This is a genomic window from Streptomyces sp. NPDC092952 (genome assembly GCF_044754785.1).
GTDB lineage: Bacteria > Actinomycetota > Actinomycetes > Streptomycetales > Streptomycetaceae > Streptomyces.
Genome location: NZ_JBIVPT010000003.1, coordinates 581,034 through 600,522 on the forward strand (window position 1 = coordinate 581,034; position 19,489 = coordinate 600,522).

Below are 19,489 nucleotides of genomic sequence, written 5' to 3' on the forward strand. Positions count from 1 at the left end.
GGGACCGGCTTGGTCCGGAACGGGGACGCCCTCGGCGCGACCTGGGCGTTGTCGCCGGACGGACCTCGTGGGGAGCGGTTGCCCACGGGGTCCGTGTTGTTCGTAGGATGCGAACAGGGGACCGGAGCTCCACCACCTCACGGAAGGGGCGGACCGCTACCCGGAAGCTTGTGTCGAGGAGACAGCGATGTCGACGATCCACCCCGACCCCGAAGCCACCGGTGCGGAGACCCCGCACCTCGACTTCGCGGGAACGACTCCGTACGAGGACTATGTCCAGGCGGATGTCCTGACCCACCTCCAGCACCCCCGCTCCGACGACCCGGGCGAGATGGTGTTCCTGGTGACGACCCAGGTCATGGAGTTGTGGTTCACCGTAATCGTCCATGAGTGGGAGACCGCCGCGCACGCCCTGCGCGAGGACCGGCTGACCGTGGCGCGCGACGCGCTCAAGCGGTCGGTGCGGGAGCTGGAGGCGCTCAACGCCTCCTGGCAGCCGCTGGCCCAGCTCACCCCCGCCCAGTTCAACTCCTACCGCGGCGCCCTCGGCGAGGGCTCCGGTTTCCAGTCGGCGATGTACCGGCGGATGGAGTTCCTGCTGGGCGACAAGTCGGCGTCGATGCTGGTGCCGCACCGCGGCGCCCCCCGGGTCCACGCCGAGCTGGAGAAGGCGCTGGCCGAGCCCGGTCTGTACGACGAGGTGCTCGCCCTGCTCGCCCGGCGCGGCTTCGCCGTGCCGAAGGCCGTCCTCACGCGCGACCTGACCCGCAGGTACGAGCCGTCGCCCGAGGTCGAGGCCGTCTGGGTGGAGATCTACGCCGAGCCCGAGCGCCACGAGGAGCTGCTCCGGCTCGCCGAGGCGCTCACCGACGTCGGCGAGCTCGTGTGGCGCTGGCGCAACGACCACCTGGTCGCCACCCGGCGGGCGATGGGCTCGAAGACCGGTACGGGCGGTTCCGCCGGGGTCGCCTGGCTGGAGAAGCGGGCCGCGAAGAACGTCTTCCCCGAGCTGTGGACGGCGCGCAGCCATGTCTGACAGCTCCTTCGCCGCGCGGGCCGCCGCGCTCGACGCCGCCGACCGGCTCGCCGGTACGCGGAAGCTCTTCGTCCTCGACGACACCGTCTACCTGGACGGCAACTCGCTCGGGGCGCTGCCCGCGCACGTCCCTGCCCGGATGCAGGAGGTCCTCACCCGGGAGTGGGGCGAGCTGCGCATCCGGTCCTGGGGCGAGAGCGGCTGGTGGACCGCGCCGGAGCGGATCGGCGACCGGATCGCCCCGCTCGTCGGGGCCGCCCCCGGGCAGATCGTCGTGTCCGACTCGACCAGCGTCAACGTCTTCAAGGCCGTCGTCGCCGCGACCCGGCTGGCCCCGGAGGGCCGCGACGAGATCCTGGTGGACGCGACGACCTTCCCGACGGACGGGTACATCGCCGCCTCCGCGGCCCGGATGACCGGCCACCGGATCGTCCCGGTCGCCCCCGCCGACGTCCCCGGGGCGCTCGGCCCGCGCACCGCGGCCGTGCTGCTCAACCACGTCGACTACCGCACCGGCAGGCTCCACGACCTGCCCGGACTGACCGCCGCCGCGCACGCGGCGGGCGCGCTCGCCGTCTGGGACCTGTGCCACAGCGCGGGCGCCCTGCCGGTCGGGCTGGACGCGCACGCGGTGGACCTGGCTGTCGGCTGCACGTACAAGTACCTGAACGGCGGGCCCGGTTCGCCCGCCTACCTGTATGTCGCCGAGCGCCATCAGGCGGCCTTCGACTCGCCGCTGCCGGGGTGGACCTCGCACGCCGACCCGTTCGGCATGACGGCCGCGTACACCCCGGCCGACGGTGCCGTACGGGGCCGGGCCGGAACCCCGGACATCCTCTCCATGCTGGCGCTCGAAGCCTCGCTCGACGTGTGGGACGGGGTGTCGGTCGAGGACGTGCGGGCCAAGTCGCTGGCGCTGACGGACTTCTTCCTGGAGTGCGTCGCCGCGTACGTGCCGGAGGGCCGGGTCGCCTCGGTGACCCCGGTCGCGCACGCGGAGCGCGGCAGCCAGGTCGCGCTGCGCTGCGCGGACGCGGAGCCGGTGATGGCCGAGCTGATCGCCCGGGGCGTCGTCGGCGACCTGCGCCGCCCGGACGTGCTGCGGTTCGGGTTCACCCCGCTGTACGTCGGGTTCGCGGACGTGGAGCGGGCGGCGCGGGTGCTGGCCGAGGTGCTGGACGGCGTACCGGCGGCGCCGTAGGGAGTCGGGCGCCGTGCGGGGACGGGAACCTTTCGTACTGGTACCGTCCCCGCAGGTCAGGCCAGTTGGGCCCAGCTACCGGAGGGTGGGGCAGCATGTCGGATTCCGCCGCGCGCGATCGGGACGCCGCCGAGGCCGAGTCGGCCTTCGCGCATCCACCGGTCGCGCCCGACTCGTCCGCCGCCTACGGCGACCACCCCGACCAGTTGATCGACTTCTACGCCCCGCGCGACGGGCGGACCGGGGCGCCCGTCGTGGTCGTGCTGCACGGCGGGTCGTGGCGGGCGCCGTACGACCGCGGCCATGTGTCGCCGTTCGCGGACTTCCTGGCCCGGCGCGGATTCGTCGTCGCGAGCGTCGAGTACCGGCGCGGTGGCGGGATCCCGGGGCAGCGGGGCACGGACCCGGTCGCGGGGCGCTGGCCGGAGACCCTCGACGACGTCGCCGCGGCGATGGACGCGCTGCCGTCGCTGCTGGCCCGGGAGGCTCCGGCCGCCGATGTCCGGCGGATCGTCGTCACCGGGCACTCGGCAGGCGGGCACCTGGCGCTGTGGGCCGCCGCCCGGCACGTACTGCCCGCGGGGTCGCCGTGGCGGCTGCCCGAGCCGCCGGAGCTGCGGGGGGTCGTCGCGCTCGCCCCGATCGCGGACTTCACCACGTCCGTCGCGCTGGACGTGTGCTCCGGGGCGGTCGGCCAGTTCCTCGGCGACGGGCCGGGCGGGGCGGAGTTCGAGGAGCGGGCCCGCCACACCGACCCGGCCGTACTGCTGCCCACCGGCATCGCGACCACCGTGGTGCAGGGCACCAGGGACACCGATGTGCCGCCGGCGGTCGCGGAGGCGTACGTCGACGCGGCGGCGCGGGCCGGCGAGACGGTGGGGCTGACCCTGCTGCCCGACGTCGGCCACTTCCCGCTGATCGACCCGGCGACGGACGCCTGCGCGGTGGTGGCGGAGGAGATCGCCCAACTCGCCTGGTGAGCCCGGGGACGGGCGGGGCGTGCGGGGTCGGTGGTGGAGCGGTACGGGGGTGTCCCCGGCGCTGCGGGGGACACGCTTCCGTTTCGCGTCGGCAGTACGGACGGATGCGGTGCGGCGGGTAGTACTTGCGACGGACGGCCCGGAATCCGCTTCACTGCGGACGCCCCGGCCCGGGGCCGCCGCCTACCGTGGTGGCGTGACCGAGACCAAGAGCAGAAGCCCGGAGTACCGGATGGCCGCGGGGGCGATGGGCGGCCTCCGGCAGGCCCTCTTCCACGAGGCGTTCGCGTACCGCCCGTTGCCGCCGATGCGTGACGACGGGCCGCTGGTCCGTCTGCTGCCCGCGCGGATACGGGCCCGCGCCGTGTGGACCCCGCACGCGCTGGTGGTGCTGACCGCGCTCGTGGTCTTCCTGGCCGGGATGTCCCGGTCGGACTACCCGATCGCCCAGCTGCTCACGCTCGTCCCGGCCATTGCCGTGGCGATGACGCTGATCAGGCCCGTCGGGGCGTTCTGGGTGTCGCTCGGGACGACCCCGGTGATCGCGGTCTTCGGCGACCACGGGTGGCCCTGGGGGCCGACCAACTTCTTCGCGCACCTGGTCGTGCTCGTCGTCGTCGCCGCCCGGACCCGGCCGCGCACCGCCGCCTGGATGTGGACCCTGACCGTGCTCCTCGGCACGTTCATGGAGAACCTGATCTGGCGGCCCGGCACCACCACCGTGGCCATGGGCGTCGTCTCCGCGTTCGCCCTGCTCGTCGTCGCCCTGGTGCAGACCCGCCGGGACGCGGAGCGCGAGGTGACCGTGCAGCGCACCGTGACCGCCGTCGAACGAGACCGGCGCACCCTCCTGGAGGAGCGCACCACCATCGCCCGGGAACTGCACGACGTGGTCGCCCACCACATGTCGGTCGTCGCGATCCAGGCCGAGGCCGCCCCGTACCGGGTGGAGAACCCGCCGCCCGAGCTGGAGCAGGCCTTCGCCACGATCCGGGAGAACGCCGTCGCCGCCCTCACCGAGCTGCGCCGGGTCCTCGGAGTCGTACGGGCCGAGGACTACCAGGCCCCGGACGCCCCGCAGCCCACCCTCGCCCAGCTCGACGGGCTCCTCGCCAATGTGCGCGAGGCGGGTCTGGAGACGGAGAAGGCGATCACCGGCGCGGTGCGGGAGCTGCCGCAGGGGGTCGAGCTGTCGGCGTACCGGATCATCCAGGAGGCCCTCAGCAACACGCTGCGGCACGCGCCGGGCGCCACCGCCCGGGTCGAGATCGGTTATGTGCTCGGCGGGGTCGGGCTGCGGATCGTCAACGGGGCGCCGACCGGTCCGGTGAAGCCTTCGCAGGGGGCCGGGCACGGCATCACGGGGATGCGGGAACGGGTCGCGATGCTGAACGGGGAGATGACGGCCACGCCGACCGGCGAGGGCGGTTACGAGATCGCCGCGTTCATCCCCGTGCAGGCCGAACCCGAGCCCCGCGACCAGGACGGTGCGCGCACCGTGGTGCTCGACAAGACCGGCCCCGCGGCCACGGCCACGGCCACGGGCGCGTCGGTGGAACAGGCGGGCCGGGCATGAGCACCCTCTCCACCGGCTCCGCCACTCCGCCCATCCGGGTGCTGATCGTCGACGACCAGATGATGGTCCGCGAGGGCTTCTCGGTGCTGCTCAACGCCATGCCGGGGATCGAGGTCGTCGGCGAGGCGGTCGACGGCCGGCAGGCCATCGCACAGGTCGCGGCGCTCCGCCCCGACGTGGTCCTGATGGACATCCGGATGCCGGAGCTGAACGGCATCGAGGCCACCCGCGAGATCGTCGCCGCCGACGCGGACGCCAAGGTCCTGGTGCTGACCACCTTCGACCTCGACGAGTACGTCTACCAGGCGCTGCGCGCCGGGGCCTCCGGCTTCCTCCTGAAGGACGCCTCCGCCCGCCAGCTCGCCGACGGGGTACGGGTGGTGGCCGCCGGGGAGGCACTGCTCGCCCCGACCGTCACCAAGCGGCTGATCAACGAGTTCTCGAAGCTCGCCGACGCCCCGCGCTCACCGGCGCTCGCCCGGATCGGCGACCTCACGGAGCGCGAGACGGAGGTGCTGGTGCTCATCGCGCAGGGCCGCTCCAACGCCGAGATCGCCTCGCACCTGGTGGTCGCCGAGTCCACCATCAAGACGCATGTGAGCCGCATCCTGGTGAAGCTGGGGCTGCGCGACCGCACCCAGGCGGCCGTCTTCGCCTACGAGGCCCGCCTGGTCACCCCGTCCTGAGGGCGGCGACCGGGACCGGGGCGACAGAGGCCGAGGTGTACGGGACCGGGGTGTCCGGGGCGGGTGGTCGGCCACGGCGGGGTGCGGTTAGCGTCCGGTCATGCGCCCTTCCCCCCGTTCCGCGGCCGATGCCCCCTTCGACCCCTGGTCCCCGGCCTTCGTCGCCGACCCGTACCCCGCCTACGCGGCGCTGCGCGCCACCGGCCGGGTGCACCGCTTCGAGCCGACCGACCAGTGGCTCGTCCCGCACCACGCCGATGTGTCCGCGCTGCTGCGCGACCGCCGGCTGGGGCGTACGTATCTGCACCGCTTCACCCACGAGGAGTTCGGCCGGACCCCGCCGCCCGCCGCGCACGAGCCCTTCCACACCCTGAACGGGCAGGGGCTCCTCGACCTGGAGGCCCCCGACCACACCCGTATCCGGCGCCTGGTCTCCAAGGCGTTCACCCCGCGCACGGTCGAGGGGCTCGTCCCGACCGTACGGCGGCTGGCCGCCGAACTCGTCGACTCCTTCGTCGAGGCGGGCGGCGGCGACCTGCTCACCGCCGTCGCCGAACCGCTGCCGGTGGCCGTCATCGCCGAGATGCTCGGCATCCCGGAGTCCGACCGGGGCCTGCTGCGGCCCTGGTCGGCGGCGATCGTCGGGATGTTCGAGCTGAATCCCTCCGAGGAGACCGCCGACGCCGCCGTCCGCGCCTCGCTCGAATTCTCCGCCTACCTGCGCGAGCTGATCGCCCAGCGGCGCGAGAACCCCGGTACGGATCTGATCTCCGCACTCATCGCCGCACACGACGAGGGCGAGCGGCTGACCGAGCAGGAGATGGTCTCCACCTGCGTGCTGCTGCTCAACGCCGGGCACGAGGCGACCGTCAACACCACGGTGAACGGCTGGTGGACGCTGTTCCGCCACCCGGAGCAGCTGGCCGCCCTCCGCGCCGACCACGGTCTGCTGCCGACGGCGATCGAGGAGCTGATGCGCTACGACACCCCCTTGCAGATGTTCGAGCGCTGGGTGCTGGACGACATCGAGATCGACGGCACGGTCGTTCCGCGCGGCTCGGAGGTGGCCCTGCTCTTCGGTTCGGCCAACCGCGACCCCGCCCGGTTCGCCGGACCGGACACCCTCGACCTGGCCCGGCGGGACAACCCGCACGTCACCTTCGGGGCGGGCATCCACTTCTGCCTGGGCGCCCCACTGGCCCGGGTCGAGCTGGCCGCCTCCTTCGGCGAACTGCTGCGCCGCGCCCCGGACCTGCGCCTGGCCGCCGAGCCCGAGTGGAACCCGGGCTATGTGATCAGGGGCCTGAGGGAACTCCGCGTCGAACTGTGACGAGCGGGGCGCGGGGGAGCCGGTGCCCCGCCCCGGACCGGCGACCCGGCGCCCCGTGTCCTCTCAGCACCCCGGACCGCAGGCCAGGGGCGGCCCCTCCAGTACGTCGAAGGCCACCCCGAATCCGGCGAGGGCCGCGAGCGCCGTCGCCGCCCCGAGCGCGCGCCGCCACTTCCGCCCCGCGAGGGCGGCGAGGGTGAGCCCGGCCGCCATGCCGCCGAGCGTCATGACGGGCAGCCCGAGCCACAGCACGTTCCACTCCTTCGCCCCCTCGAAACCACTGACGAGGCCGTGTCTGCCGTACGGCGTCCAGGCCAGCATCCCGGCGACGCCGCCCGCGGCGACGACCAGGCATCCGGCGACCCCGCGGAACGCTTCGCTTCGGTTGTCCATGATCGGTGTGACGCTCGGCCGCCCCGGCGAGGTTGCACCGCCGGGGCAGCCGTCCCGTCCGGCCGGGACGGGCCCGGCTCAGCTCAGCATGTCCCGTCTGCGCAGGGCCGCCGCCCCGGCCCCGACCAGGGCCACCGCCACGGCGGTGAGCGCGAGCACCGGACCCCAGGCCATTCCCGCGCCGCCCGGAAGTCTCGGCAGATGCGTGAACGGGGACAGGTCCATCACCAGTCGCGGCAGGTCGAGCGCGGGCCCGAGCCACCCCAGCACCAGGCAGATCCCGGCGACGCCCCAGGCCGCCACCGCCGCCTTCGGGACCGCCCCGTGCAGCAGGACCGCCACCCCGCCCAGCAGCCAGACCGCCGGAAGCTGCACCAGCGCCGCCCCCAGCACCGCCGGGAGATCGTGGCCGTACCCCGCCGCGAGGCCGAGCCCGCCGACCGTCATGAGCAGGGCCGCGCCGCCGAAGGCGATGACCAGATGACCGGCCGCCCAGCCGATCCGGCCGACCCCGCCCGCCAGCACCGGCTCGGCACGCCCGGCGGTCTCCTCGCCGTGCAGCCGCAGCACCGACGCCACGATGTACAGCGACGCGACCATCCCGAGCATCGAGACCATCGTGGCGAGGAACGCGTCGGTCAGGCCGGACTGCCCGCCCATCCGCTCGACGATCTCCCTGGTCCGTTCGTTGCCGCCGACGAGATCGGCCGCCCCGTCGGCCAGCCCGCCGAACGCGACCCCGACCACGGCGAAGCAGAGCGTCCACCCGGTCAGGGCGCCGCGCTGGAGCCGCAGCGCGAGCCCCGCCGCCGTGCCGATCCGCCCCCGGGCCGGCCCCGGTCTCGTCGCCAGGAAGCTCATGCCGAGGTCCCGCCGCCCGGCCAGGGTGTAGGCGAGGACGGCCTGGGCCGCGACGGCCGCCGCGAGCAGGAGCAGCACCCACCAGCGCTCGTCCGCGTAGGCCCGGACGTTCTCCGTCCAGCCGATGGGGGAGAGCCAGGTCAGCACGGACGAGCCGTCGTCCGCCGCCGAGTCGCCCGCCGCCTTCAGGACGAACGCGGCGCCGATCACCGCCGCCGTGAGCCCCTTGGCCAGCCGGGCGCTCTCGGTCAGCTGGGCGGCGATCGCGGCCGTGCAGGCGAACAGCGCGCCGGTTCCGGCGACCGCCAGTGCGAGGGCCACCGCTCCCGCCCCGCCCGCCCCGGAACCCGCCAGACCCGCCGCGATCACCAGCGCCAGCGCCGCGTCGGCGACCAGCGCGGTGAGGAGCGCGGCGGTCAGCGGGGCGCGGCGCCCCACCATCGCGGCGGAGAGCATCTCCTGACGGCCGGTCTCCTCTTCCTCGCGGGTGTGCCGGACGACGACGATCAGACTCATCACGGCCGCCAGCACCGCCCCGAGCGAGGCCATCCGCCAGCCGACCAGCCCGCCGACCGAGTCGTCGAAGACCGGCCCGTACATCGCCCGGATCGAGCTGTTCGCGTTCATCGACGCGGCGAGGTCGGCGCGCTGGGCGGCGGTGCCGTACAGCGAGGCGATCGAACCGGCCACCGAGGAGAAGGAGCCGCCGAGCGCCAGCACCCAGACCGGCAGCATGATCCGGTCCCGCCGCAGGGCGAGCCGCAGCAGCACCCCCGTACCGGCGAACCGGCCCGTCCCGGCACCGCTCCGGCGCCCGCTCCGGCTTTCCGCGCCGGCCGGGGCGGTCGTGGCCGCGGCGCTCATCGCGCGGTCACCCCCTCGGGGGCGGTGTCCCCGGGGGCGTCCGCCGCGTAGTGGCGCAGGAACAGCTGCTCCAGGGTGGGCGGGCTGCTCGCCAGCGTCCGAACGCCCGAGGCGGTGAGCGCGCGCAGCACCGCGTCCAGCTTGTCCGTGTCGACCTGGAGGGTCACCCGGTGCCCCTGGACGTCCAGGTCGTGGACCCCGGGCAGCCCGGCCAGCCCGTCGGGCGCACCGGCCAGCTCGGCGGCGATGCTCGTCCGCGTGAGGTGGCGCAGGTCGGCCAGCGAGCCGGTCTCCACCGTTCTTCCCTGGCGGATGATGCTGACCCGGTCGCAGAGCGTTTCGACCTCGCTGAGGATGTGGCTGGAGAGCAGCACCGTGCGCCCGCGCGCCCGCTCCTCGGCGACGCACTCCTGGAAGACCTCCTCCATCAACGGGTCGAGCCCGCTGGTGGGTTCGTCGAGGATCAGCAGCTCCACGTCGGAGGCGAAGGCGGCGACCAGGGCCACCTTCTGCCGGTTCCCCTTCGAGTACGTGCGCCCCTTCTTGGTCGGGTCCAGCTCGAAGCGGTCGATCAGCTCGGCCCGGCGGGTCGCGTCCAGCCCGCCGCGCAGGCTGCCGTACAGATCGATCACCTCGCCGCCGGAGAGGTTGCGCCACAGCGTGACGTCACCGGGGACGTAGGCCACGGAGCGGTGCAGCTCCACCGCGTCCCGCCAGGGGTCGCGGCCGAGCAGCTGAGCGGCGCCGGAATCGGCCCGGAGCAGGCCGAGGAGCACCCGGATGGTGGTGGACTTCCCCGACCCGTTCGGCCCGAGGAAGCCATGGACCTCGCCGGTCTCGACGGTGAGGTCGAGACCGTCCAGCGCATGCGTCCGGCCGAACGACTTGTGCAGTCCGGCCACGGTGATCGCCCTAGTCATGTTTCTGAATGTACGCTACGTTCACAAACTTGTGAAGTTAAGGAAGCGTATAAAGTTGGCGTCACGGCGGGGGCCGGAAGGACAGGGGAGACGATCGGGCCATGACCAGCGAGACCGAACAGACGGCGCGTGCGGAGTCCGGGCGGCACGAGTCCGGGCAGGGCGGCGAATCCGGGCGGGACCATGGACCCGGGCGGGACGCGGAGGCCGTGTCCCGGTTCGTGGAGCGGTTCGCGGCCGAGATGACCGAGGCGGGGATGCAGCGGATGGCGGCCCGGGTCTTCGCCGCGCTCCTCGCGGACGACGACGGGTCCATGACCTCGGCGGAGCTGGCCCTCGCGTTGCAGATCAGCCCGGCCGCCGTGTCCGGCGCGGTCAGCTACCTCACGCAGGTCAGCATGGTCGGCCGCGAGCGCGAGCCGGGTTCGCGCCGCGACCGGTACCGCCTGCACGACGAGGTCTGGTACACGACCTTCGCCAACCGGGACCGGGTGCTGACCCGCTGGGAGAACACGCTCAGGGACGGTGTCCGCGTCCTGGGCGAGGACACCCCGGCCGGGTCCCGGCTCGCCGAGACCGTGGCGTTCTTCGAGTTCCTCCAGGCGGAGCTGGTCGGAGTGATGGGGCGCTGGCAGGAGCACCGCAGAACGCTCGGTTTCCCGCCCCACGAGGAGCACACGAGCGCCTGACGGGCGGCCATCGGCCGGGCCTCGGCCACCGGGGCGGCCCGCGTCAGTCGCCGGGGTGTGCCTGCCCCGGCCCCGCCCCGGGAGCCGTCACATGGGCCCGGGCAGCAGCTCCGCCACCTTGCGGAGGGCCTCCGGGTCGGACGGGCCGACGGCTTCGTACGGGGTCTGGGGCCAGTACGGCCGCCCCTCGATCCAGGCGACGACCAGTGGTTCCCCGTCGATCCACCCCCGCAGCCGGACCGTCCCGGTGGGTGCGGGCAGCCCCTCCCAGGGGCGTTTCTCCGATCCCGGTGGCAGCAGCCGCAGCATCCCCTCCGGCAGGTCGTCCCCGCTCGCGTCCCCCTCCCCGGCCGGGAAGACCAGGAGCAGCGGACCGGCCTCCGCGTCGTGCCGGTCGGACAGCAGGGCGTAGCGCCGCGTCCGGGACTCCGGTGCCGTGGCCGCCCGGGCCATCCGGCGCGCGAGAGGAATGCCCGAGCGGAACATCCGCCAGCCGAGGTAGATCCCTGCGGGTCCGCTGAGCAGCGCCAGCGGACCCGCGAATCCCGAGACGGCCTCGGCCCCCACGGCCCCGTAGAGCACCACGATCAGGGCCGTGTACGCCAGCAGCCCGGTGGCCACACCGAGCGCGGAGAGCCGCCGCAGCGCCCGCACCCGCCACCAGGTCACCGGCCGGTCCGGACCGGCCGGCAGGGTCCCGTCCGCCTCCGCCCCTGCGTTCGCACCCTTCCCGGGCCGGTCCGGCCCCCGCAGTTCGCCGTGGCGCTCCGCCATGGCGGCCAGTACGGAGTGGCGCAGGTCCGCCTCCCGGATGCCGGCCCCGGCGTTCTCGTCCCCGTCCGGAGGCGCCGGCAGGGCCGCACCGCCGACGGGCACCTGCGGTGCCACGGGCATCGGGCGGGTGCGCAGCGCGCCGATCTCCGGCCTGGCCACGAGCCTGCGGGCCCGGCGCCCCCGCAGCGGCCCGGCCCAGAGCAGCTGCCCGCCACCGGGCGGGGCCAGTACCCCGCCGGTACGCGGGTCGCCGCACCACCACAGCACCCCGGCGGGCCCGCTCAGCAGTGAGAACCGCCACTGCGCCGTGAGCGGCCGCAGCGGCAGCAGCTCGTCCGCCGAGTCCCCGCCGCCCAGTACGACCGCCGCCCCGCTCATCCCGGACATCACCGCGACCGAGGAGCGGGCCTGCCACGGCCGCGCCTCCAGCACCCCGCGCATCCGCCGGGCCCGCCGCCGCACCAGCACCCCGGTCAGCGCCGCTGCCAGGCCGCAGCCGACCGCCCCCGGAAGCATCGCCCGGAACGGCCCGCCGACGAACATGGCGAGCAGTACGCACACCACCACCCACGCCATGCCGACGGCGACCCAGAGCCACGCCGTGCCCCGGTACTGCTCCAGCCCGAGCGCCGTCTCCGGCACGTCCAGCGCCACGGGCGTGCCCGCACCCCCGTCCGCGCCCGCGCGGACATCCGCGTCCGGCACGCCCCCACCCCCGTCACGTTTTCTCCACAACCGTGTCGCTGCCGGACGCTACCGCTCCTTCGCCGGAAGCATCAGCCCCCAGGCGCCTTCCCGCACCGTCCAGGTCCGCGTCCGGACCGGCCCGCCGACCTGTATGTCGGCCCGGTAGCGGAAGTCGGCGCCCGAGACGGTGACGGCCTTCGCCTCCGTCGTCTCCGGGGCGGCCGACGGCGGCCGGATCACCACCTCCGCGAGCCCCCCGCCGGCACGCGGGGTGACGGTCACCGACTCGACGGGCCGGTCCAGGCCGTTCAGCAGGGCCCCGTCCGCCTCGACCCGCAGCCGGTGCACGGGCGGCGGGTCGGCGGGCGCCGCCGGAGCCGGGCGCACCAGCGTGCGGACCAGGTTGCGGCAGGTGTCCCACACGGCGGTGACCCCGGTGTGCGCGGCCGCCGCGCCCGGCAGCACGCTCGGGGCCGGGATGCGCAACGCGTCCAGCACCACCCCGTCGCTGTCGTCCACCAGCAGGTCCAGCCGCCGCGCGGCGCCGTCCAGCGCGGTGCGCGCCGCCACCACCGCGCTCCGGGGCACCCCCAGCGCGTGGGCCAGCTCCAGCGTGCCCGCCCGGCCCACCGGGACCAGCGCCAGGGCGCCGCCGGACGGCTCGCGCTCCCGGTGCAGCTGGGCCACGGCCCGCCGCAGCGCGCGGTCGTCGCCGACCACCACCGGCCGCCGACCACCCCGACGGGCGAGCGCGCGGGCAAATTCCTCGGGCCCGTCGGGCAGGCAGATCTTGGCGTGCGATCCGGCGCTCAGGACGTCCTTCGCGATACGTACGGACTCGCCGTCGGTCCGGCGGGCGACCGGGTCGATGACCACCAGCAGCTGGTGCGCACCGTCGCCGGGGGGCTGGGCAGCCGACACCTCGGTCCTTCCTCGGGTAGCATCTTGGTGCAAGAGCCCCTTGCGCTATTGCGCCAGGGGCTTCGTCTATTCCGGGGCAACCGGTTCGACGGTTCAGGCCGTGTCGTACATCGTCGTACGGCATGTACGACGTTCACGTACGCCCCCTGACCTTGGACATGCCCCGCCCGGAAGGGGTGTACGCCTGTGCCCGCACTTGTGCTGCTCGGTGCTCAGTGGGGTGACGAGGGCAAGGGAAAGGCCACCGACCTCCTCGGTGGATCCGTGGACTACGTGGTGCGCTACCAAGGCGGCAACAACGCCGGCCACACGGTGGTGGTCGGTGACCAGAAGTACGCACTGCATCTCCTCCCCTCCGGAATCCTTTCACCGGGTTGTACCCCGGTCATCGGAAACGGTGTCGTCGTCGACCCGGCCGTCCTGCTCTCCGAGCTGAGTGGGCTGAACGACCGCGGCGTGGACACGTCCAAGCTTCTGATCAGCGGCAACGCCCATTTGATCACCCCGTACAACGTCACGATGGACAAGGTGACGGAACGGTTCCTCGGGAAGCGGAAGATCGGTACGACCGGCCGCGGCATCGGCCCGACCTACGCCGACAAGATCAACCGCGTGGGCATCCGCGTCCAGGACCTCTACGACGAGTCGATCCTGGAGCAGAAGGTCGAGGCGGCTCTGGAGCAGAAGAACCAGCTGCTCGCCAAGGTCTTCAACCGGCGCGCGATCGAGTCCGGGAAGATCGTCGAGGAGATGCTCCAGTACGCGGAGCAGATCAAGCCCTACGTCGCCGACACGACGCTGATCCTCAACGACGCGATCGACGCCGGGAAGGTCGTCCTCTTCGAGGGCGGTCAGGGCACGCTGCTCGACGTCGACCACGGCACGTACCCGTTCGTCACCTCCTCGAACCCGACCGCGGGCGGCGCCTGCACCGGCGCCGGGGTCGGCCCGACGAAGATCAACCGGGTCATCGGCATCCTCAAGGCGTACACCACCCGCGTCGGCGCCGGTCCGTTCCCGACGGAGCTGCACGACGAGGACGGCGAGGCGCTGCGCCGGATCGGTGGCGAGCGCGGTGTCACCACCGGCCGTGACCGCCGCTGCGGCTGGTTCGACGCGGTCATCGCCCGGTACGCGACCCGGGTCAACGGCCTCACGGACTTCTTCCTCACCAAGCTGGACGTGCTGACCGGCTGGGAGCAGATCCCGGTCTGCGTGGCGTACGAGATCGACGGCAAGCGCGTCGAGGAGCTGCCCTACAGCCAGACGGACTTCCACCACGCGAAGCCGGTCTACGAGATGCTGCCGGGCTGGTCCGAGGACATCACGAAGGCCAAGACCTTCTCCGACCTGCCGAAGAACGCGCAGGCGTACGTGAAGGTGCTGGAGGAGATGTCCGGCGCCCCGATCTCCGCGATCGGCGTCGGCCCCGGCCGCACCGAGACCATCGAGATCAACTCCTTCCTCTAGAAGTACCTGGAAGACCCTCCGAGGGGCCGCCACGACATGTGGCGGCCCCTCGGTGCTCCTACCGTGGAGACATGCGGGTGCTGGTGGTGGAGGACGAGGTCCGCACGGCGGAGCTGCTGCGCCGCGGCCTCACGGAGGAGGGGTACGCGGTCGACGTGGCCGCGGACGGGCCGGAGGCCGTCCGGCAGGCCGCCGGGGTGCCCTACGACCTGATCGTCCTGGACGTGATGCTGCCCGGCTTCGACGGCTTCGAGGTCTGCCGCCGGCTGCGGGCGGACGGCTGCTGGTCCCCCGTCCTGGTGCTCACCGCCCTCGGCTCGGTCGGCGAGCGGGTGCACGGCCTGGACGCCGGGGCCGACGACTACCTCGCCAAACCGTTCAGCTTCGCCGAGCTGTTCGCCCGGCTCCGGGCCCTCGTGCGCCGGGGCGCCCACCCGAGACCGGCCATGATCACCGTGGGCGATCTGCGTCTGGACCCGGCGAGCCGCCGGGTCTGGCGGGGCGAGCGGGAGCTGAACCTGTCGCCCAAGGAGTTCGCGCTGCTGGAACTCTTCCTGCGCAACCCCGGTGACGTACTGACCCGCACCCGCATCCTGGAACACGTCTGGGACTTCCCCCTCGACGGGGTCTCCAACGTCGTCGACCAGTACGTGGCGTACCTGCGCCGCAAGGTCGACCGGCCGGACGAGCCGTCCCACCTGGAGACGGTCCGGGGCGCGGGCTACCGGCTGCGGGCCGGGGCCGTACGGGGCGGCTGAGCGGCATGCCGCTGCGTCTGCGGCTCGCCCTGGTCTTCGCCCTCGGCACCGCCCTGGTCATCGCCGCCGCCGGACTCCTCTTCCTGAGCCGCCTGAGCACCGGCCTCGACGCCTCCCTGGCCGAGACCCTGCGCGCCCAGGCCGACGCCGAGGCGGTCCGGCTGGATGTGGCGGGCCCGCTCCCGCCGCTGCCGCCGCCCTCCGCGCACGACGCCGACCAGGACCACGACACGGGCGCCGGGGCGGAGAAGGTCGCCCAGGTGCTCGCCCCGGACGGCCGGCTGCTCGCCTACACCGACGGCGCGGGCCGCACCCCGCTGGCCGACCCGGCACAGGCCGCGGCCGGGAACCGGAAGGAGGTCTGGTTCACCACCTCCGTGCAGGGCCAGGAGTACCGGATGCTCGCCGTCCCGGCCACCAACGCGGGCCACGACGTCGTCGTCCTGGTCGGCGCCTCCACCCGGCTCGTGGACACCGCGACCGCGCACACCCGGAACGCGCTGCTGATCGGCGGACCGCCCGCCGTGCTCGCCGCCGGGCTCGCCGCGTACTGGCTGGCCGGTTCGGCGCTGCGCCCGGTGCACCGGATGAGCGGCCGGCTCGCGGAGATCACCGGGCAGGACACCGGGGCGCGGCTGCCCGTGCCCGCCACCCGCGACGAGATCGCCACCCTCGCGGTCACCATGAACGACGTGCTGGACCGGCTGGCCGACGCCCTGGCCCGGCAGCGCGGGTTCGCCGCCGACGCGGGCCACGAGCTGCGCACCCCGCTGACCGCGCTCAAGGCCGAGCTGGAGCTGGCGGCGCAGCCCGGCCGCACCCGGGAGGAGCTGGCCGCCGCGGTGGCCGCCGCCGCCCAGGACACCGACCGGCTCATCCGGCTCTCCGAGGATCTGCTGCTGCTGAGCCGCACCGACGAGGGGCGGCCGGTGGTGCGGCCCGAGCCGATGGACCCGGCCGGGCTGCTGGCCCAGGCGGTACGGGCCGCCGCCTCCCGGGCCGCGCCCCGCGACGTACGGATCCGGCTGCGCGCCGACGGGCCCGTCGCGATGGTCGCCGACCCCGACCGGCTGCGGCAGGCCGTCGACAACCTCCTCGACAACGCCCTGCGCTACGCCCCCCGGGGCAGCGAGGTCGACGTGGGGCTCACCGTCCTCGGTACGGGGGCCGAGGCCCGTGCCGTGATCGAGGTCCGCGACCGCGGCCCGGGGTTTCCGCGGGCCTTCCTGCCCCTGGCCTTCGAGCGGTTCCGGCGCGCCGACGCCGCCCGCAGCCGCGACGGCGGCGGCGCGGGCCTGGGGCTGGCCATCGTCCGGTCCATCGCGCAGGCGCACGGCGGCACCGCCACCGCGGACAACGCCCCGGGAGGCGGCGCACGGGTCCGGCTGGACCTGCCACTGACGGGCCCGGGAACACCGGATCCCGAACCACCGGCCCCGGACGGGCGGCCCCCGGACACGGAGACCCCGGACACCCCGGGCCGGGAGGAGGCGGCCCCGCCGGACGCGCCCGGATCCTGAACATGTCAGTACTCACATCCGGAGTACACGTTCGCCTCACCGACCGCCGCGCACCCTGGAGGCAACGGCGCACCGGAGCGCCGGAAGGCACACAGCGCGAGGTGAACACACATGAACGCGAAGGTCTCCACGAAGAAGGGCCTCCGGATGCGCGGCCGGGCGGCGGCGGTCGGAGCGGTCTGCGCGGCCATGCTCGCCGGTGGCGCGGGCGCGGCGATCGCGGCCCCGTCGACCGTACCGACGGTCCATCCGGCGACGGTCGCCGCCGCGACACCGACCCCGACCAAGACGGCCTCCATCACCGCCCACGCCAAGCCCACCTCGGTCAAGGCCGGCGGGAGCGTCGTCATCTCCGGGAAGACGATGGACATCAAGACCGGTAGCAGGCTCGGGGTGCGCCACCTCAACAGCAACGGCAAGTGGACCCCCCTGCACGCCAGCGCGACCGTCCGGCACGGCGGTGTCTACGCCGTGCACGTGAAGCTCCACCACAAGGGTGAGCAGCAACTGCGCGTGGCCCACGGCAAGACGATGTCGCCCGTCGTGAAGGTGAACGTCACCTGACCAGGACTCCCTCCGGAGCACGAGAGCCCCAATGGTCTGGACCTTGACAGGTCCAGACCAGCGGGGCTTGAGTGGCGGGACGTCCCGACGGCCCGCTGAGGTGCTCGGCGTGCCCCGCCGAAGGAGTGAGCAGCGCTGAAACGCATCAAGAGCCTCCTGGTCGTGCTGAGTTCCGTCATCGCCGCAACGGCCTTCCTCCCCGCCTCCGCCTCCGCCACCACCGCGTCCGCCACCACCGCGTCCGCCGCCGAACCGGCCGCCCGGTGCGCACCGTTGTGGAACTCCACGACGGCCTACACCCAGGGCGGTACGGTCTCCCACCACGGCCGCAACTGGACCGCCAAGTGGTGGACGCAGAACGAGAATCCGGGCGCCACGGGCGTCTGGGCCGACCAGGGGGCCTGCGTCGGAGGGGTCTCGGACTTCGTCGTCAGCGAGGCGCAGTTCGACGCGATCTTCCCGGACCGCAACCCCTTCTACACGTACCAGGGCCTGATCGACGCCCTGCACGCCTACCCGCGCTTCGCCAACACCGGCACCCCCACCACCCGTGCCCAGGAGGCCGCGGCCTTCCTCACGCATGCGGACTTCGAGTCGGTCGGGCTCCGGTACGTGAAGGAGATCAACGAGGACAACTACTGGCGCAAGTGCGACTACAGCCGGCCCTACGGCTGCCCCGCCGGGCAGAAGGCGTACTACGGCCGGGGCCCCATCATGTTCAGCTGGAACTTCAACTACAAGGCGGCCGGTGACGCGCTCGGACTCGACCTCCTGAACGACCCCTGGCTGGTCGAGCGGGACCCGTCCGTCGCCTGGCAGACCGCGCTCTGGTATTGGAACACCCAGAACGGCCCCGGCACCATGACCTCGCACGAGGCGATGGTCGGCGGTGCCGGATTCGGCGAGACGATCCGCTCGCTCAACGGCGCCCTGGAGTGCGACGGCGGCAATCCCGCCTCGGTCGCGGCCCGGGTCGCCGGGTACGAACGGATCACCGGCGTCCTCGGCGCCGCCCCGGGCTCCCGGCTGGGCTGCTGACCGCAGGTCGTCGGCGTCCATTTGTCGAGGGATGCCGTCCCGCATGCTGGACGGGCCCGGAGGTTTTACCTTCGGGTCCGTCCGTGTCGTGCCCGCCGTTCCGGACGAACGCCCTCCGGAATTACCCCTGTTGAGGCAGTGGATAGCGGTGCGAAACATCGCGCGGGGAGAGGCGTGGGCGTCTCGTTGCGAACAGTTTCCCTAATGGTCCAGACCTTGACAGGTTCAGACCAGCGACGCTTCAGTGGCCGTCAACCCCCCTCTCGCGGCGCACCGTTCGGCCCGCCGGTCCGTTGTGCCGCACCGAAGGAGTAGTGATCGCATGATCAGACGCATCATGGGCCTGCTGGCAGCGCTGGGAGCGGTCGTCGCACTGGTCGTCGCGCTTCCCGCGACCACCGCCGCGGCGGCCGACTGCGCGGCACCCTGGAACTCCTCCTCCGTCTACACCGGCGGCATGACGGCCTCGTACAACGGGCACAACTGGTCCGCCAAGTGGTGGACCCAGAACGAGACCCCCGGCAGCTCCGACGTCTGGGCCGACCAGGGCGGTTGCGGCGGTGGCGGTACGGACCCGGGCAACCCGGACCCGTCCGGCTTCGTCGTCAGCGAGGCGCAGTTCAACCAGATGTTCCCGAGCCGGAACCCGTTCTACACGTACAGCGGGCTGACCGCGGCGCTGAGCGCCTACCCGGCCTTCGCGAACACCGGCAGCGACACCGTCAAGCGCCAGGAGGCGGCGGCGTTCCTCGCCAACGTCAGCCACGAGACGGGCGGCCTGGTGTACGTGGTCGAGCAGAACACGTCCAACTACCCGCACTACTGCGACGCCTCCCAGCCCTACGGCTGCCCGGCCGGCCAGGCCGCCTACTACGGCCGCGGCCCGATCCAGCTCAGCTGGAACTTCAACTACAAGGCGGCCGGTGACGCGCTCGGCATCGATCTGCTGAACAACCCTTACCTGGTCGAGCAGAACGCCTCGGTCGCCTGGCAGACCGGCCTCTGGTACTGGAACACCCAGAACGGCCCGGGCACCATGACCGCCCATCAGGCCATGTTGAACGGGGCCGGGTTCGGCGAGACCATCCGCTCCATCAACGGCACTCTGGAGTGCAACGGCGGCAACCCCGCCCAGGTCCAGAGCCGCATCGACCGCTACAAGGCGTTCGTGGCGATCCTCGGCACCACGCCCGGCAACAACCTGAGCTGCTGACCCCCGTA

At 73.5% G+C, this 19,489-nt stretch carries 18 protein-coding genes; 13 read left to right on the forward strand and 5 right to left on the reverse strand.

The window, feature by feature from the left end:
• Nucleotides 1–187: 187 nt before the first annotated feature.
• The 6 genes from ACIQGQ_RS10505 to ACIQGQ_RS10530 all read left to right on the forward strand — a co-directional run bounded on the left by ACIQGQ_RS10505 (nucleotide 188) and on the right by ACIQGQ_RS10530 (nucleotide 6,809).
• Nucleotides 188–1,036, forward strand: coding sequence for a tryptophan 2,3-dioxygenase family protein (locus ACIQGQ_RS10505; RefSeq protein WP_402393158.1), 849 nt, complete (start codon nucleotides 188–190; stop codon nucleotides 1,034–1,036).
• A complete protein-coding gene (gene kynU, locus ACIQGQ_RS10510) occupies nucleotides 1,029–2,237 on the forward strand; it encodes a kynureninase (protein WP_402393160.1) in 1,209 nt (402 codons plus the stop codon). The genes ACIQGQ_RS10505 and kynU overlap by 8 nt, the downstream gene beginning before the upstream one ends.
• Nucleotides 2,238–2,332: 95 nt before the next feature.
• Nucleotides 2,333–3,217, forward strand: coding sequence for an alpha/beta hydrolase family protein (locus ACIQGQ_RS10515; protein ID WP_402393162.1), 885 nt, complete (start codon nucleotides 2,333–2,335; stop codon nucleotides 3,215–3,217).
• 232 nt (nucleotides 3,218–3,449) lie between these two features.
• Nucleotides 3,450–4,793: a sensor histidine kinase gene (locus ACIQGQ_RS10520; RefSeq protein WP_402393454.1), complete on the forward strand. Its 1,344-nt coding sequence runs from the start codon at nucleotides 3,450–3,452 to the stop codon at nucleotides 4,791–4,793.
• Nucleotides 4,790–5,479, forward strand: coding sequence for a response regulator (locus ACIQGQ_RS10525; RefSeq protein ID WP_402393165.1), 690 nt, complete (start codon nucleotides 4,790–4,792; stop codon nucleotides 5,477–5,479). The genes ACIQGQ_RS10520 and ACIQGQ_RS10525 overlap by 4 nt, the downstream gene beginning before the upstream one ends.
• Nucleotides 5,480–5,579: 100 nt before the next feature.
• On the forward strand, nucleotides 5,580–6,809 hold the full coding sequence (locus ACIQGQ_RS10530; RefSeq protein WP_402393168.1) for a cytochrome P450: 1,230 nt from the start codon (nucleotides 5,580–5,582) through the stop codon (nucleotides 6,807–6,809).
• 63 nt (nucleotides 6,810–6,872) lie between these two features.
• Here the strand turns inward: ACIQGQ_RS10530 and ACIQGQ_RS10535 are convergent, their stop codons facing one another.
• From ACIQGQ_RS10535 to ACIQGQ_RS10545, 3 genes are all read right to left on the reverse strand, one after another.
• Nucleotides 6,873–7,202, reverse strand: a complete 330-nt coding sequence (locus tag ACIQGQ_RS10535) for a hypothetical protein (RefSeq protein WP_402393171.1) — start codon at nucleotides 7,200–7,202, stop codon at nucleotides 6,873–6,875.
• A 78-nt stretch (nucleotides 7,203–7,280) separates the two neighbouring features.
• Complete coding sequence (locus ACIQGQ_RS10540; RefSeq protein WP_402393172.1) at nucleotides 7,281–8,927, reverse strand: ABC transporter permease; 1,647 nt, start codon at nucleotides 8,925–8,927, stop codon at nucleotides 7,281–7,283.
• Nucleotides 8,924–9,847 carry an ATP-binding cassette domain-containing protein gene (locus ACIQGQ_RS10545; protein ID WP_402393175.1) on the reverse strand — a complete coding sequence of 308 codons (924 nt, stop codon included), beginning with the start codon at nucleotides 9,845–9,847 and terminating at the stop codon, nucleotides 8,924–8,926. Before ACIQGQ_RS10545 ends, ACIQGQ_RS10540 begins: the two co-directional genes overlap by 4 nt.
• A gap of 242 nt (nucleotides 9,848–10,089) precedes the next feature.
• Here ACIQGQ_RS10545 and ACIQGQ_RS10550 point away from each other — a divergent pair, with 242 nt between their 5' ends.
• Nucleotides 10,090–10,536, forward strand: a complete 447-nt coding sequence (locus tag ACIQGQ_RS10550) for a MarR family transcriptional regulator (protein ID WP_366289156.1) — start codon at nucleotides 10,090–10,092, stop codon at nucleotides 10,534–10,536.
• An 87-nt stretch (nucleotides 10,537–10,623) separates the two neighbouring features.
• Here ACIQGQ_RS10550 and ACIQGQ_RS10555 read toward each other — a convergent pair whose 3' ends face one another.
• Together ACIQGQ_RS10555 and ACIQGQ_RS10560 are read right to left on the reverse strand one after the other, a co-directional pair.
• Entirely contained in the window at nucleotides 10,624–12,015 is a 1,392-nt protein-coding gene (locus tag ACIQGQ_RS10555; RefSeq protein WP_402393177.1) for a hypothetical protein, read from the reverse strand.
• Between the two features lie 48 nt (nucleotides 12,016–12,063).
• Nucleotides 12,064–12,918, reverse strand: a complete 855-nt coding sequence (locus tag ACIQGQ_RS10560) for a diacylglycerol kinase (protein WP_402393179.1) — start codon at nucleotides 12,916–12,918, stop codon at nucleotides 12,064–12,066.
• 186 nt (nucleotides 12,919–13,104) lie between these two features.
• On the opposite strand from ACIQGQ_RS10560, the gene ACIQGQ_RS10565 reads away from it, so the two are divergent.
• From ACIQGQ_RS10565 to ACIQGQ_RS10590, 6 genes are all read left to right on the forward strand, one after another.
• On the forward strand, nucleotides 13,105–14,388 hold the full coding sequence (locus ACIQGQ_RS10565; RefSeq protein ID WP_402393182.1) for an adenylosuccinate synthase: 1,284 nt from the start codon (nucleotides 13,105–13,107) through the stop codon (nucleotides 14,386–14,388).
• Nucleotides 14,389–14,459: 71 nt separating this feature from the next.
• Entirely contained in the window at nucleotides 14,460–15,146 is a 687-nt protein-coding gene (locus tag ACIQGQ_RS10570; RefSeq protein ID WP_402393185.1) for a response regulator transcription factor, read from the forward strand.
• 5 nt (nucleotides 15,147–15,151) lie between these two features.
• A complete protein-coding gene (locus ACIQGQ_RS10575) occupies nucleotides 15,152–16,666 on the forward strand; it encodes an ATP-binding protein (protein WP_402393187.1) in 1,515 nt (504 codons plus the stop codon).
• Between the two features lie 111 nt (nucleotides 16,667–16,777).
• Entirely contained in the window at nucleotides 16,778–17,230 is a 453-nt protein-coding gene (locus ACIQGQ_RS10580; protein ID WP_402393190.1) for a hypothetical protein, read from the forward strand.
• Between the two features lie 135 nt (nucleotides 17,231–17,365).
• A complete protein-coding gene (locus tag ACIQGQ_RS10585; RefSeq protein WP_402393458.1) occupies nucleotides 17,366–18,268 on the forward strand; it encodes a glycoside hydrolase family 19 protein in 903 nt (300 codons plus the stop codon).
• 322 nt (nucleotides 18,269–18,590) lie between these two features.
• Nucleotides 18,591–19,481 carry a glycoside hydrolase family 19 protein gene (locus ACIQGQ_RS10590; RefSeq protein ID WP_402393193.1) on the forward strand — a complete coding sequence of 297 codons (891 nt, stop codon included), beginning with the start codon at nucleotides 18,591–18,593 and terminating at the stop codon, nucleotides 19,479–19,481.
• Nucleotides 19,482–19,489 lie beyond the last annotated feature (8 nt).